The sequence below is a fragment of the Streptomyces odontotermitis genome (assembly GCF_050510915.1).
GTDB lineage: Bacteria > Actinomycetota > Actinomycetes > Streptomycetales > Streptomycetaceae > Streptomyces.
Genome location: NZ_JBNJLS010000022.1, coordinates 19061 through 31968 on the forward strand (window position 1 = coordinate 19061; position 12908 = coordinate 31968).

Here is a 12908-nt window from a genome sequence, read left to right on the forward strand (position 1 = left end):
CGTGACCAGCATGTACCGAAGGCTCACACGTTCTGCGTGCGACCTCCCTCTCATCCGGCGTCGCGCGCGCAACCACTCCCCGTAGACTCCCTCCCGTGACATGCCGCGGGCCACGGTCCAAAATGGCTCGCGCGGTCGGCAAGGTGCGGTAATCAGGGAGGAAGCGTCGTCGTGAGCAGCAGGCCATCCCGAGGCGCTGCTCGCCTCGCAGCCATACTCGACGCGCTCCCGGACGCGTTGGTGCTCGTCAACGCCAACGGGACGGTCGTCAACGCCAACGCCATCGCGTTGGAGACGTTCGAGGCGCCCGGCACCGCGCTCGTGGGGCGCGGACTGCTCGATCTGCTGCCGGAGTTCGACTCCCGGCTCATCCCCGGATCGATGCGCCGCCCGGACCTGACGACCACCGACGAGCGCGGACGCACCAAGCCGAAGCGGATGACCGCACGGCGCACGGACGGCAGCGAGTTCCCCGTCGAGGTCACCAGCTCGAACCTGGAAGACGGCCGCGACGCCTACGACAGCCACGGCTACACCGGCGACGAGCTGCTCATGATCGTCGTACGGGACCTCTCCGGGGCCCTGGACACCGAGGCCGAACTGGCGCGCTCGCAGCGGCAGACCGAGATGATCCTGCGCGCCGCCGCGGAGGGCGTGGTCGGCACCGACACCGACGGGCGCGTGGTCCTGGTCAACCCGGCCGCCGCGCAGATTCTCGGGTTCCGCGCCAGTGACCTCGGCGGCCAGGAGCTGCACCCCCTCGTCCTGCACTCGCGCGCCGACGGCGAGCCCTTCCCGTACGCGGAGTCGCCGCTCGCGGACACCCTGCGCTCCGGGCGCAAGCACCGGGTGCGCGGGCAGGTCCTGTGGTCCAAGAGCGGTGAGCAGGTGTCGGTGGACCTCACCACCGCGCCCGTGCGCGACGGTGACCAGCTCGTCGGCGCCGTCATGACCTTCACCGACCGGCGCCCCTACGACGCGCTCGCCAAGAAGCACGAGGAGACGGTCGAGCGCCACGAGGAGGAGCTGCGGGCCGCCGCCGAGCAGCGGGCGGAGGAGCTCGCCGCCGAGCAGGAGCGGTACGCGGCGCTCGCCGAGCGCGAGAAGGACCGCTACGAGGCGCTGGCCGACGCCGAGGCCGAGCGGTACGGGGTGCTGGCCGCGCGGCACGAGCAGCTGCTCGCCGTGCTCGGCTCCTCGCTGCGCGGGCCGCTCGACGAGCTGCGCCGCGAGCTCGCCGCGCTCGCCGCCGACGACGCCGGACAGCTCTGGCCCGAGGCCAACCAGGTCCTCCACCACCTGTCGGCCGGGTACGCGCGCATGACCACCCTCGTCGACAACGTGCTGGCCTACCAGCGCCTCGACTCGGGCGACGAGGAGCTCGCGCGGACGAAGGTCCTGCTGGACGCCGTCGTGGCCACGGGTGTTGAGGGCGCCGTCGAGCTGATCGGGCCCGGCCGCGCGCAGTTCGCCGTGCACGCGCCGCCGATCGAGGTCGAGGTCGACCCGGGGCGGCTCGCCACGGCGCTCGCCCACCTCGTCGCGGACGTCGCCGGGATCGACGCGACGGGCAGCACGCGCGCGGGCGCGACTTCGGCCTCTGCTTCTGCCTCTGGCTCTGGCTCTGCTTCCGCCTCTGTCGACTCGACGGTGGTCGTGGCCGCCGCCCAGCGCGGCGAGGTCGTCCGCATCGAGGTGCGGGGCCCGTACGCCGGGGGAGACCCGGTGCACGAGCCGATCGTCCGGGGCATCGTGCGGGCGCACGGCGGGGTCCTGCAGACCCATGAGGTGCCCGGGATGAGCGGCAGCGCGTATGTGCTGGAAGTGCCGTTGGGCGCGGGAACGGGAACGGGAACGGGAGCGGGAGCGGGGGCCGGTGCGGTTGCCGGGGACTCGGGCGCTCTCGGGGCTTCCGTCGTGGTGCCCGAGCAGGCGACCGGGGGCGGGCGTCGGCGGGCGCGGCGGTCTTCGGTGGACGCGTTCTTGGAGAGCGGGGTCGCTGGGGCCGCGGGGGCGGAAGACACGTCCGGGGGTGCTGGTGGTGCCACTGGTGGGACCGGGCGGCGTCGGCGGCGGGCCGCTGCTGCTGAGGGGGCGGAGGTGGCTGGGGCCGGGGGGACCGGTTCGAGCGGTTCGGGCGGTTCGGGCGGTTCAGCCGGTTCGGCTGCTGAGGTTCCTGTTCCGGCTCAGGGGGCTGGGGCCGGGGCCGGGGCTGTATCTGGTGGCGCCGGTGGTACGGGGCGTCGGCGCGGGCGGCCGAGTCCCGCCGAGGGTGCCGTGGTGACCGCCGCCGAGCACGCGGCCGGGTCGGCGGCGCTGGGTGAGACGGTGCCGCCGCAGGGCGTGCCGGTTCCGGCGGAGGGCACGGGGCGGAGGGCACGGCGGGCCGTGGAACAGCGCCCCGCCGACCAGCCCGCCCAGCAGGCACTGCCCGCGCTGCCATCGGCCCCGACTCCCGTACCGGGGGCCGAAGTTGGTGCGGCGGAGGGTGGCGCGCGTCCGACCGGGCGGCGTCGGCGTGCGCTCGCGGCCGCGCAGGAGCGGGCCGCGGCGGAGGAGGCGGCCCGCGAGCGGACGGTCTTCGCGCTGCCGCCCGCGGCGGAGCAGGAGCAGGAGCAGGCGGAGGCGGAGGGGACGGATCAGGCGGGCCAGTCAAGCCAGTTGGGGCCGTCGGGCCAGCTGGCGGAGGTCTCGGCCGGGGCGGCGCAGGGCCAGGAGTTCGCCCACGCTCAGCAGCAGGCGCCCGGCCGGAGGCAGGCGCAGGCGCAGGTGCCCGGCCAGGGGCAGGCCCGCGGTCAGGGGCAGGGCCAGCAGCAGGTGCCTGGCCAGGAGTTCGCTCGCGGCCAGGACCAGGCCCCCGGTCACGGGCAGCAGCAGGCGCCCCGCGGTCCGCAGGCCGCAGGTCACGGTGACCCGCGTGGTGCGCAGGACACCGGGCAGCACAGCGCCGCCCTGCACGATCCCTCCGAGGACCACACCCCGCCACAGCCGCACCCCACCCAGGCGCCGACCGGCCGTCGCAGGGCGCGTCCGGCGCCGGAGGCAGGGGTCGTTGAGGCCGGGGCCGACCCGAGGGCCGGAGCCGACCCGAGCCTCGCCCCGAACCCGAACCCGAACCCGAACCAGAACCAGAACCAGAACCAGGCTCCGGGCGTGGACGTGAACGCTGACGCGGAGCCGGACCCGGCCCCCGTCGGGCACGCCCCCGGCGTCCCCCCGCAGCCCGGCGCGCACTCCGACGGCACCCCCGCACAGGGCGTCCCCGCGCCCGCCCCCGCGCCCGCCCCCGCTCCCGGTCCGGCTCCCGGTCCGCAGCCCCGGGTGGCCCAGCCGCTGCCCGCCGAGGCCGCGCCCGGTGACCCCAACTCGACGCAGGGGCGCGCGTTCAGCGTGCGCACACTCGGGCAGGGCGTGCCGTTCGGACAGCAGACGAGCGAGCAGCCGGGGCGCCCGCAGGGTGCCCCGCAGCCGCCCCGGTCACCACAGCCCCCGGCGGCCACGCCCACCCCCGGGCCCGCCTCCGTCTCCGTCCCGCTGCCCGCCGCGCAGGAGCCCCCGGCCGCCGCCACGGACACCCCGCCCCAGGGCCACACCCTCGGCGGCTCCGGTCGCCGGCGCAGGCTGGGCACGCCCCCGGACCCGGACGGCGCCGCCCGCCCGCACCCCCAGGGGGCCGCGGCCAAGGGGCAGAGCCAGAGCCAGGGTCAGGGGCAGAGCCAGGGGCAGGGGCAGAGCCAGACTCAGGCGCCGGAACACGTACCGGCGCAGGGGCAGCCGCTGCCCGCCGCCGCCCCGCAGTCGCGGCTCGGCGCCGCGACCGAGGGCACCGGGCGTTCGTACGCGATCGGGGCTCCGGACGAGGACGCGGCCGAGGGGCCCGAGCCGCTCGACGGTCCCGGTGGCGCCGTCGAGGTGGACAACCGGCCGGGGCCGCAGCCGATGGACGACGAGCTGCCGCCCGAGCCGCTGGACAACCCGCGCCGGCTGCTCGTCTGGCCCGCGCCCGACGCCACCACGCAGCAGGCGCTCAGCGACCGCGGCTACCGGCCGGTGATCGTGCACTCGCGCGAGGAGGTGGACGCGCAGATCGCCGCGTTCCCCGCCGCGCTGTTCGTGGACCCGCTCACCGGGCCGATCACGCGCACGGCGCTGCAGTCGCTGCGCACCGCCGCGGTCGCCGCCGAGGTGCCGGTCCTTGTCACGGCCGGGCTCGGGCAGGCGACGCGCGAGGCCGCGTACGGCGCCGACCCCGCCGTACTCCTGAAGGCCCTCGCGCCGCGCGACAGTGAGCAGCACCCGCCGCGCGTGCTGCTCATCGAGGAGCACGAGGAGATCGCGCTGGCCCTGACGGCGACGCTGGAGCGGCGCGGCATGCAGGTCGCGCGGGCCGAGAGCGACGCGGACGCGGTGACGCTCGCGGCACAGATGCGGCCGAACCTGGTGGTGATGGACCTGCTTCAGGTGCGGCGCAGGCGGGCCGGGATCATCGACTGGCTGCGCGCGAACGGGCAGTTGAACCGCACGCCGCTCGTCGTCTACACGGCCGCCGTCGACCAGACGGAGCTGCCGAAGCTGGCCGCGGGCGAGACCGTGCTGTTCCTCGCCGAGCGCTCCACCAGCGGTGAGGTGCAGAGCCGGATCGTGGATCTGCTGGCGAAGATCGGGACCAACTGACGTACGAAGTACGTGAGTTGGCGCGGTACGACGTGCGTCAGTTGGCGGTGATGCGGCGGGCCGCCGTCTTGATGGACTCGCGCAGGCGGTTCCGGTCGGCGTCCGTGTCCCCGACGAGGATGCGGCGCATCTGCGGCACCGCCGTGGACCAGCCCGCGAGGGCGACCACCATGAACAGCAGGTGGGGGGCCGGGATCTCGTCGCTGATGACGCCGCGCTTCTGGGCGTCGGCGAGGACGGCGACCTTCCGGTCGTAGTGGGCGACGCGCTCGGCCTCGTCGGGCAGCTCCTCGTCGTTGTACTCGATGCCCTCCCAGAAGAGGAGGCGCAGCAGCTCGGGGTGGGCGGCGTGGTAGTCCATCAGCCGGTCCATCCAGCCGTCCATGTCGTCCGCGTCGACCGGGTTGGCGACGGCCATCTCCAGCATCCGGTGCTCCAGGACCTGTGTGAACAGCTCCGCCTTGTTGCCGAAGTAGGCGTAGATCAGCTGCTTGTTGGCCTTCGCCTCGCTCGCGATGCGGTCGATGCGGGCGCCCGCGATCCCGAACCGGGCGAACTCGGCGACCGCCGCCTCGAAGATCCGGGCCTTGGTCGCCTCGGGGTCTCTGACTGCCATGGCTCCAGGGTAGCGGACCTTACAACCAACTAGTTGGTTGACAGAGGGGTCCCGGGGGCCTCATGCTTCTTGCAACCAACCAGTTGGTTATGAAGGAGTCCTGCCACACATGCCTTCCGTCACCGCCTCCCGGACCGCTCGGGCCACTCGGGCCACTCGGGCCACTCGGACCGCTCGGGCCAGCACGGCCTCGTCGGTCGTGCGAGCCCGGCGACCCGTTCCGCCCGGCCTCTTCCTCACCCTCATCGCCGTCTGTACGGCCGTGACGGCGGCCAACATCTACATAGCCGCTCCGCTGCTGCCGCTCATGGCCCGCGACTTCGGCTCGACCGCGTCAGGGGTCGCGTGGATCGCGTCGGTGGCGCAGTTCGGATACGCGGCGGGGCTGCTGTTCTTCGCCCCGCTCGGCGACAGCGTCAACCGCCGCCGCCTGGTGGCGGTCCTCTCGCTCGTCACGACGCTCGCGCTCGGCCTGGGCGCGGCCGCGACCGGGGCGACGGCGCTCGCCGCCGCTGTCCTCGTGGCCTCGGCCGCCACGGTGGTGCCGCAGCTGCTCGTGCCGCTGGTCGCCGCGCGCGCCCCCGCGGACCGGCGGGCGCGCCATGTGGCGGCGATCATCGCCGGGTTGTTCACGGGCATCGTGGCCGCCCGGGTCCTGGGCGGGCTCGCGGGCCAGGCGTTCGGCTGGCGCGCGGTCTTCCTCGGGGCCGCCGCTCTCACGGCGGTGCTCGGCCTCACCACCGCGGCCGTGCTGCCCGCGGAGCGCCCGGTCCGCACGGGCCCGCTGTTCAGCGGACTCGTCCGGATACCGACGGTGCTGCGGGGCTCCCCCGAGCTGTGGCGCAGCTGTGTCCGGCAGGCCGGGATGTACGGGGCGTGGAGCGCGCTGTGGACCTCGCTCGCGCTGCTCCTGACCGGTGACCACTACGGCCTGTCGACCGCGACGGCCGGGCTCTTCGGCCTCTTCGGGCTCTCGGCCAGCGTGGTCGCGCCGCTCGCGGGCGGGCTCGTCGACCGGTTCGGGGCGGCCCGGGTGGTGCGGGCGGCGTTCGGGCTCGCGGCCGTGTCGGTGCCGCTGTTCTGGCTGGGCGGCAGCGCCCTGTGGGCGGTGTGCGCGGCGGCCGTGCTCATCCACGCGGCCCTGGTCGCCTCGCACGTCGCGAACCAGACGGTCGCGCTGACCACGACCTCCACCCCCGCGGTCGCCAACACCGCTTATGTGGTGGCCGGGTTCGCGGGCGGCGCGAGCGCCTCGGCCCTGGCCGCGACGGCGTTCACGCACCAGGGCTGGGGCGGCGTGTGCGCCGTCGCGGGGGTGTGGCTGCTCCTCGGCTGGGTGGTGACGATACGCAGGGCGCGCTGACCCCCTGGGGGTGCGAGGGGGTTCAGCGCGTCGTGACGTCCGGTTCAGTACGTCGTGATGTTGTCCCGGTTCAGAGCGTCGTGATGTTGTCCCGGTTCAGAGCGTCGTGACGTCCAGCTCGCCCTCCGCGTACTGCTGGCGCAGCACCTTCTTGTCGAACTTGCCGACGCTGGTCTTGGGGACGGTGGGGACGATCGCCCAGCGCTCCGGGAGCTGCCACTTGGCGATGTGCCCGGCGTCGGCGAGGAAGTCGCGCAGGGCCGGGTAGTCGACGGTCGCGTTCTCCTTCAACACGACGGTGGCGAGCGGCCGTTCGCCCCACTTGTCGTCGGGGACCGCGACCACGGCGGCCTCCACGACGTCCGGGTGGGCCATGAGGGCGTTCTCCAGCTCGACCGACGAGATCCACTCGCCGCCGGACTTGATGACGTCCTTGGCCCGGTCGGTGAGGGTGAGGAAGCCGTCGGCACTGATCACGCCGACGTCGCCGGTCTTCAGCCAGCCGTCCTCGCTGAACTTGTCGGCGGGCCTGAGGGGTTCGCCGTCCACGCCGCCGAAGTAGCTGGCCGTGATCCACGGGCCGCGCACCTCCAGCTCGCCCGCCGACTCCCCGTCCCACGGCAGGTGTTCGCCACCGGGGCCCACCAGGCGGGCCTCCACCCCGGCGGGGAAGCGGCCCTGGGTCAGGCGGTAGCCGAGCTCCTCGTCGGTGCCGCGTGCGTGGGCCGGCGGGTGGGCGACCGTGCCGAGCGGGGAGGTCTCCGTCATGCCCCAGGCGTGGCAGACGCGCACACCGAGCTCGTCGAACGACGTCATGAGGGACGGCGGACAGGCCGCACCGCCCATGGTGACCTGGGTGAGGGAGGCGATGTCCCGGGGCTTCGCGGTGAGTTCGGCCAGCAGGCCCTGCCAGATGGTGGGGACGGCGGCCGCGTGCGTGGGCCGCACCGTCTCGATCATCTCGGCGAGCGGGGCGGGCTGCAGGAAGCGGTCCGGCATCAGCATGTTGATCCCGGCCATCAGCGTGGCGTGCGGCAGCCCCCAGGCGTTGACGTGGAACTGGGGGACGACGACGAGGGTGGTGTCCACGTCCGTCAGCCCCATCGACTGGGTCATGTTGACCTGCATCGAGTGCAGATAGATGGAGCGGTGCGAGTAGACGACGCCCTTGGGGTCGCCGGTGGTGCCGGAGGTGTAGCACATGGCGGCCGCGGTGCGTTCGTCGAGCTCGGGCCAGTCGTAGGTGTCCGGCTTGCCGGCGAGCAGCTCCTCGTACTCGTGCACCTGGGGCCGGACGCCGTCGAGGGCGGCGCGGTCGCCGGGGCCGCTCACCACCACGTGCTCCACGGTGGGGAGCTGGTCGAGCAGGGGCGCGAGCAGCGGGAGGAGGGAGCCGTTGACGAGGATGACCCGGTCGGCCGCGTGGTTCACGATCCAGGACACCTGGTCTGCGGGGAGCCGCAGGTTCAGGGTGTGCAGGACGGCGCCCATGCAGGGGACCGCGTAGTACGCCTCGACGTGCTCGGCGTTGTTCCACATGAAGGTCGCGACCCGGTCGCCGTCGCGCACGCCGAGGTCGTCGCGCAGGGCGTGGGCCAGGCGGGCGGAGCGTTCGCCGATCTCCCGGTAGCTGCGCCGGTGCGGGGCTCCGTCTCCGGTCCAGGTGATGACCTGTGAGGTGCCGTGCACCGTCATCCCGTGCTTCAGGATGCGGGTCACGGTCAGTGGTACGTCCTGCATCGTGCTCTGCACGGCGTCCTCCCGGTGGGCGCTACGGAGCAGTAGGGGCTGGGGGGATTCTCGCCGCATACCACTTGGTATGTCACTACCGCCGGGAATAATCGATCAGTCTGAGCCACCGGAACGCACAGCTCAGGCGCGACTCGGGCAGAGGTCGGGCACGGGTCGGGCAGAGGTCGGGCGCGGGTCGGACAGGGGCCGGCAGGGGCAGGCAGGGGCCGACAGGGTCAGGCGCGGACCGGCGTGAGTTCCGGGTCCTCGCGGAGCTTGCCGAGCGCCCGCGACACCGCGCTCTTGACCGTGCCGATCGACACGTCGAGCACCTCGGCCGTCTGCGCCTCGCTCAGGTCCTCGTAGTACCGCAGGACGACCATCGCGCGCTGCCGGGCCGGGAGCTTCATGATCGCCCGCCACATCGCGTCCCGGAGCACCTGCTCCTCGGCGGGGTCGGTGGCCGGGACGACCTCCGGCTCCGGCAGCTCGTCGCAGGCGAACTCGTCGACCTTGCGCTTGCGCCACTGCGAGGTCCGGGTGTTCAGGAGGGCGCGGCGGACGTAGCCGTCGAGGGCGCGGTGGTCCTCGATGCGGTCCCAGGCCACGTACGTCTTGGTGAGGGCGGTCTGCAGCAGGTCCTCGGCGTCGTTCGGATTCGCCGTCAACGAACGGGCCGTGCGCAGCAGTACCGCCTGGCGGGCCCGCATGTAGGAAGCGAACGACGGATACGCCGGGGAACCCTGCGGGCCCGTGGCCACCGCCGGGGCCGGGGCCTTGTGGGCCTTGCCCATCGCGGGCGTCGATGCGCTGGTGCACACGGTCACCATGGATGCGGTCATGGCTCCACGCTAGAAGCGCCCCCTACTTCAGCGGATCGGCCGCAGGTCCCGAAGCGACGTCCGCCTCAGGTTGTACGAGTGGAGGTAGCCCCACCTCCTGTAGGTGGAGGAGCGGGGGTGAACCCCTGAGGGTTCACCCCCCAGGCGCCGCCCCCCGCAAGCACCGTGAGCCCCGTGAGCGCGCTATCGGATCCTGGCCACCGGCGCGTGCACCAGGTTGCGGTCGATCACCAGGGTGCGGCCGCCGTGCCGCTCCTTCACGTTGCCCGCGTACTGGTGGATCCGCCGCCTCGGGTGCCAGGCGTGGCGCCGCAGCGAGGGCTCACGGTACAGGTGGGGCTTGGTGTGCCAGCGCGCGAACCACATCACCGAGGGCAGGTCCCGGACCCCCGCGCGCCGGGCCGCCTCCATGTGCTTCACGCCCGAGTCGGCGCTGCTGTAGAACCCGGGGACGTAGCCGCGGTGGCGCACCTCTCGGTCCCAGGCGCGCACGAAGGACAGGGTGGTGCGCCCGCACGCGGCCTTCTTGTACGTGTACGCCTCCATGTCGAGGTAGAGCGGGCTGTGCCGCCGGATGCCGAGCGAGCGGGCCCGGCGCACCGCGTCGCGCGCCTCGCGGGTGCCCTGGCGCACCGGGTGGCGACCGATGCGCACGCCCTTCTTGTGCTTGGCCGTGACGCAGGGGGCCTGCGAGCCGACGTACACCGGCAGGACCCGCCAGCCCATGCGCTTGACGGTGCGCATCCAGGAGCGGCTCAGGTTCGGCTGGCGCTTGCAGGCGCGGCCCCGGCCGCCGTAATAGACGCCCACGGCGCGGTAGTTGGAGGCCCGCCAGCGGCGCATGGTGTCCAGGGACGGGGTGAGGCAGGAGTCGAAGGCCCAGCCCTGGAAGACGGGGGTCTTCGCGGCCCGTACGGGTGTCACGGGGGCGGCCGAGGCGAAGCCCGGCTCGGGGAGCACGAGGAGCACCCCCAGCAACAGTGCAATGATCATCTTTCGGTAGCCCATACGGCGAGTGAACGTGCCCGGGGCCCGTGGGGCCCGCACCCCGGCCCCGGACACGCGCCGCGTTCAGCCGTCCGACCCCAAGATCAGCCCCGATGTGGGGACCCCGGTCCCGGCCGTGACGAGGGTGTGGGCGGCGGAGTCGACCTGGTTCACGGAGGTGCCGCGCAGCTGCCGCACCGCCTCCGCGATGCCGTTCATGCCGTGCAGATACGCCTCGCCGAGCTGCCCGCCATGGGTGTTGAGGGGCAGCCGCTCCTCCCGTACGAACTCCGCCGCCTCGCCCGGCCCGCAGAAGCCGAACTCCTCCAGCTGCATCAGCACGAACGGCGTGAAGTGGTCGTAGAGGATCCCGACGTCGATGTCCGACGGGGAAAGACCGGAGGTGCGCCACAACTGCCGCGCCACGACGCTCATTTCGGGCAGCCCGGTCAGGTCGTCGCGGTAGAAGCTGGTCATCTGCTCCTGGCCGCGTCCGGCGCCCTGCGCGGCCGCCCTGATCACGGCCGGGCGGTGCGGCAGGTCGCGGGCGCGCTCGGCGCTGGTGACGACGATCGCCTGCCCGCCGTCGGTCTCCTGGCAGCAGTCAAGGAGGCGCAGCGGCTCGACGATCCAGCGCGAGGCGGCGTGGTCGGCGAGGGTGATCGGCTTCTCGTGGAAGTACGCCTTCGGGTTGGTCGCCGCGTACCTGCGGTCCGTGACGGCGACATGGCCGAGGGCCTCGGGGGTGAGCCCGTAGGTGTGGAGGTAGCGCTGGGCCGCCATCGCCACCCAGGAGGCGGGGGTGAGCAGGCCGAAGGGGAGGTTCCAGCCGAGCGCCGTGCCCTCGGCGGAGGGCTCGCGGTGCTGCACCCCGGAGCCGAAGCGGCGCCCCGAGCGCTCGTTGAACGCCCGGTAGCAGACGACGACTTCGGCGATGCCGCTCGCCACCGCGAGGGCCGCCTGCTGCACGGTCGCGCAGGCCGCGCCGCCCCCGTAGTGGATGCGCGAGAAGAAGGAGAGCTCCCCGATCCCGGCGGCCTGGGCGACCGTGATCTCGGGGTTGGTGTCCATGGTGAAGGTGACCATGCCGTCGACGTCGGCGGGGGTGAGCCCGGCGTCGTCGAGCGCCTCCTGGACGGCCTCGACGGCCAGCTTCAGCTCGCTGCGCCCGGAGTCCTTGGAGAACTCGGTCGCCCCGATCCCCACGATGGCGGCCTTCCCGCCGAGGGTGTCCCGCGTCCGCACGCTCATGCGGCACCCCCTTCGGGCACCGCGACCACGACGGTGCCCGTGACGTGCTTGCCGAGCCGGTTGGCGCCGACCACTTTGACGGTGAGCACCTTGACGGCGGCCGTCTCGTCCTCGACCCGCTCGACCGTCCCGGTCAACACCATGGTGTCGCCCGGGTAGTTGGGGGCGCCGAGCCTGATGGCCACCTTGCGCAGGACCGCACGGGGGCCGAAGTGGTCGGTGATGTAGCGGCCGACCAGTCCGTTGGTGGTGAGGATGTTCATGAAGATGTCCGGTGAGCCCTTCGCCCGCGCGAGTTCGGCGTCGTGGTGCACGTCCTGGTAGTCGCGGGACGCGATGGCCCCGGCGACGATCAGGGTGCGGGTGATGGGGATCTCCAGCGCGGGAAGTTCCGCGTCGACGTCGATCACGAGCTCTCCTCCGCTGCCGATGCCACTATCGCCTCACCCAGTTCCTCGAGCACTTCGCTCCCGCACCCCAGATAGGCGTCCAGCTGCCTGCCCCACAAGAAGTGCCGGTGCACGGGGTGTTCGACGTCGGCGCCCATGCCGCCGTGCAGATGCTGCCCGGCGTGCACGACGCGCTTGCCCGCCTCCGAGGCCCACCAGGCGGCGGTCAGCGCGTGCGTCCCGTAGGCGAGTCCGCTGTCCCGGCGCCAGGCCGCCTCGTACGCCGTGACGCGGATCGCTTCCGTGTCCATGTACGCGTCCGCCGCCTTGAGCTGCACGCCCTGCTTGGCGGCGAGGGGCTTGCCGAACTGCTCGCGTTCGTTGGTGTACGCGACGGCCCGCGCCAGCGACCCCGCGCACACCCCGGCCTGCACCCCGGCGAAGGCGGTACGGGCGGTGGCCAGCACCTCCTCGTACGCCCCCGCGCCCCCGACCCGCTCTCCGGGGATCCCCTGGAGGGTCAGCCGCCCGGCGGCCCAGGGCGCGGTGAGCTCCACCGGCTCCACCGCTTCCTGCGCGGCGTCGGCGGTCCACACCAGCCACAGGGCGCGGCCCGCCGCGACGAGGACGTGGGTGGCGTCCCGCAGCCACGGCACCCAGGGCACGACCCCGCTCAACCGCCCGCCCTCCTCGGCCACTTGGCCGTCGAAGACGGCGCCCGTCACGACCACCGAACCGTCCCGGAGGCCGGGCAGGAGCCGCTCCCGCTGCTCCGCACTGCCGTGCGCCGCCAGGGCGAGCACCCCGTACACACAGCTCGCCGCGAACGGCACCTGGGCCGTCGTCCGCCCCTGCTCCTCCAGCAGGAGTACGAGTCCCAGGAGCCCGATCTCCTCGACCGCGCCGACCAGCCCGGCCGCGCAGAGCGCCTTCCACAGCTCGGGGTCGCTGCCTGGGCCCGCGGCCGCGAGCCGCTCGGGCGTGGCGAGGTCCCCGAAGACCTCCGCGGCGAGCTGCCGCGCGGCCTCCTGCTCCTCCGTGGGCGTGAAGTCCAT

At 73.6% G+C, this 12908-nt stretch carries 9 protein-coding genes; 2 read left to right on the forward strand and 7 right to left on the reverse strand.

Annotated elements, in window-relative coordinates; translation table 11 throughout:
- The first annotated feature begins 171 nt into the window (after window positions 1–171).
- Entirely contained in the window at window positions 172–4674 is a 4503-nt protein-coding gene (locus tag ACQB60_RS37840; protein WP_496930628.1) for a hybrid sensor histidine kinase/response regulator, read from the forward strand.
- A gap of 37 nt (window positions 4675–4711) precedes the next feature.
- Here the strand turns inward: ACQB60_RS37840 and ACQB60_RS37845 are convergent, their stop codons facing one another.
- Window positions 4712–5290, reverse strand: coding sequence for a TetR/AcrR family transcriptional regulator (locus ACQB60_RS37845; protein ID WP_496930629.1), 579 nt, complete (start codon window positions 5288–5290; stop codon window positions 4712–4714).
- A 109-nt stretch (window positions 5291–5399) separates the two neighbouring features.
- Here ACQB60_RS37845 and ACQB60_RS37850 point away from each other — a divergent pair, with 109 nt between their 5' ends.
- Window positions 5400–6653 carry an MFS transporter gene (locus ACQB60_RS37850; RefSeq protein WP_496930630.1) on the forward strand — a complete coding sequence of 418 codons (1254 nt, stop codon included), beginning with the start codon at window positions 5400–5402 and terminating at the stop codon, window positions 6651–6653.
- 96 nt (window positions 6654–6749) lie between these two features.
- Here the strand turns inward: ACQB60_RS37850 and ACQB60_RS37855 are convergent, their stop codons facing one another.
- The 6 genes from ACQB60_RS37855 to ACQB60_RS37880 form a co-directional block, all read right to left on the reverse strand.
- Complete coding sequence (locus ACQB60_RS37855; RefSeq protein ID WP_496930631.1) at window positions 6750–8405, reverse strand: long-chain fatty acid--CoA ligase; 1656 nt, start codon at window positions 8403–8405, stop codon at window positions 6750–6752.
- A 215-nt stretch (window positions 8406–8620) separates the two neighbouring features.
- Window positions 8621–9178 (reverse strand): SigE family RNA polymerase sigma factor, encoded by a 558-nt coding sequence (locus tag ACQB60_RS37860; protein ID WP_384829413.1) that lies wholly within the window; start codon window positions 9176–9178, stop codon window positions 8621–8623.
- 231 nt (window positions 9179–9409) lie between these two features.
- Window positions 9410–10219 carry a DUF1906 domain-containing protein gene (locus tag ACQB60_RS37865; RefSeq protein WP_496930632.1) on the reverse strand — a complete coding sequence of 270 codons (810 nt, stop codon included), beginning with the start codon at window positions 10217–10219 and terminating at the stop codon, window positions 9410–9412.
- Between the two features lie 78 nt (window positions 10220–10297).
- The gene (locus tag ACQB60_RS37870) at window positions 10298–11464 is read right to left on the reverse strand and encodes a lipid-transfer protein (RefSeq protein ID WP_496930633.1); all 1167 of its coding nucleotides are present in this window, start codon (window positions 11462–11464) and stop codon (window positions 10298–10300) included.
- Window positions 11461–11871 carry a MaoC family dehydratase gene (locus ACQB60_RS37875; RefSeq protein ID WP_496930732.1) on the reverse strand — a complete coding sequence of 137 codons (411 nt, stop codon included), beginning with the start codon at window positions 11869–11871 and terminating at the stop codon, window positions 11461–11463. The genes ACQB60_RS37870 and ACQB60_RS37875 overlap by 4 nt, the downstream gene beginning before the upstream one ends.
- A complete protein-coding gene (locus ACQB60_RS37880) occupies window positions 11871–12908 on the reverse strand; it encodes an acyl-CoA dehydrogenase family protein (RefSeq protein WP_496930634.1) in 1038 nt (345 codons plus the stop codon). The genes ACQB60_RS37875 and ACQB60_RS37880 overlap by 1 nt, the downstream gene beginning before the upstream one ends.

Coding starts and splice junctions, on each gene's coding strand:
- ACQB60_RS37845 (WP_496930629.1), bottom strand. CDS start 5,290: ATGGCAGTCAGAGACCCCGAGGCGACCAAGGCCCGGATCTTCGAGGCG.
- ACQB60_RS37860 (WP_384829413.1), bottom strand. CDS start 9,178: ATGGGCAAGGCCCACAAGGCCCCGGCCCCGGCGGTGGCCACGGGCCCG.
- ACQB60_RS37865 (WP_496930632.1), bottom strand. CDS start 10,219: ATGATCATTGCACTGTTGCTGGGGGTGCTCCTCGTGCTCCCCGAGCCG.
- ACQB60_RS37880 (WP_496930634.1), bottom strand. CDS start 12,908: ATGGACTTCACGCCCACGGAGGAGCAGGAGGCCGCGCGGCAGCTCGCC.
- ACQB60_RS37850 (WP_496930630.1), top strand. CDS start 5,400: ATGCCTTCCGTCACCGCCTCCCGGACCGCTCGGGCCACTCGGGCCACT.
- ACQB60_RS37870 (WP_496930633.1), bottom strand. CDS start 11,464: ATGAGCGTGCGGACGCGGGACACCCTCGGCGGGAAGGCCGCCATCGTG.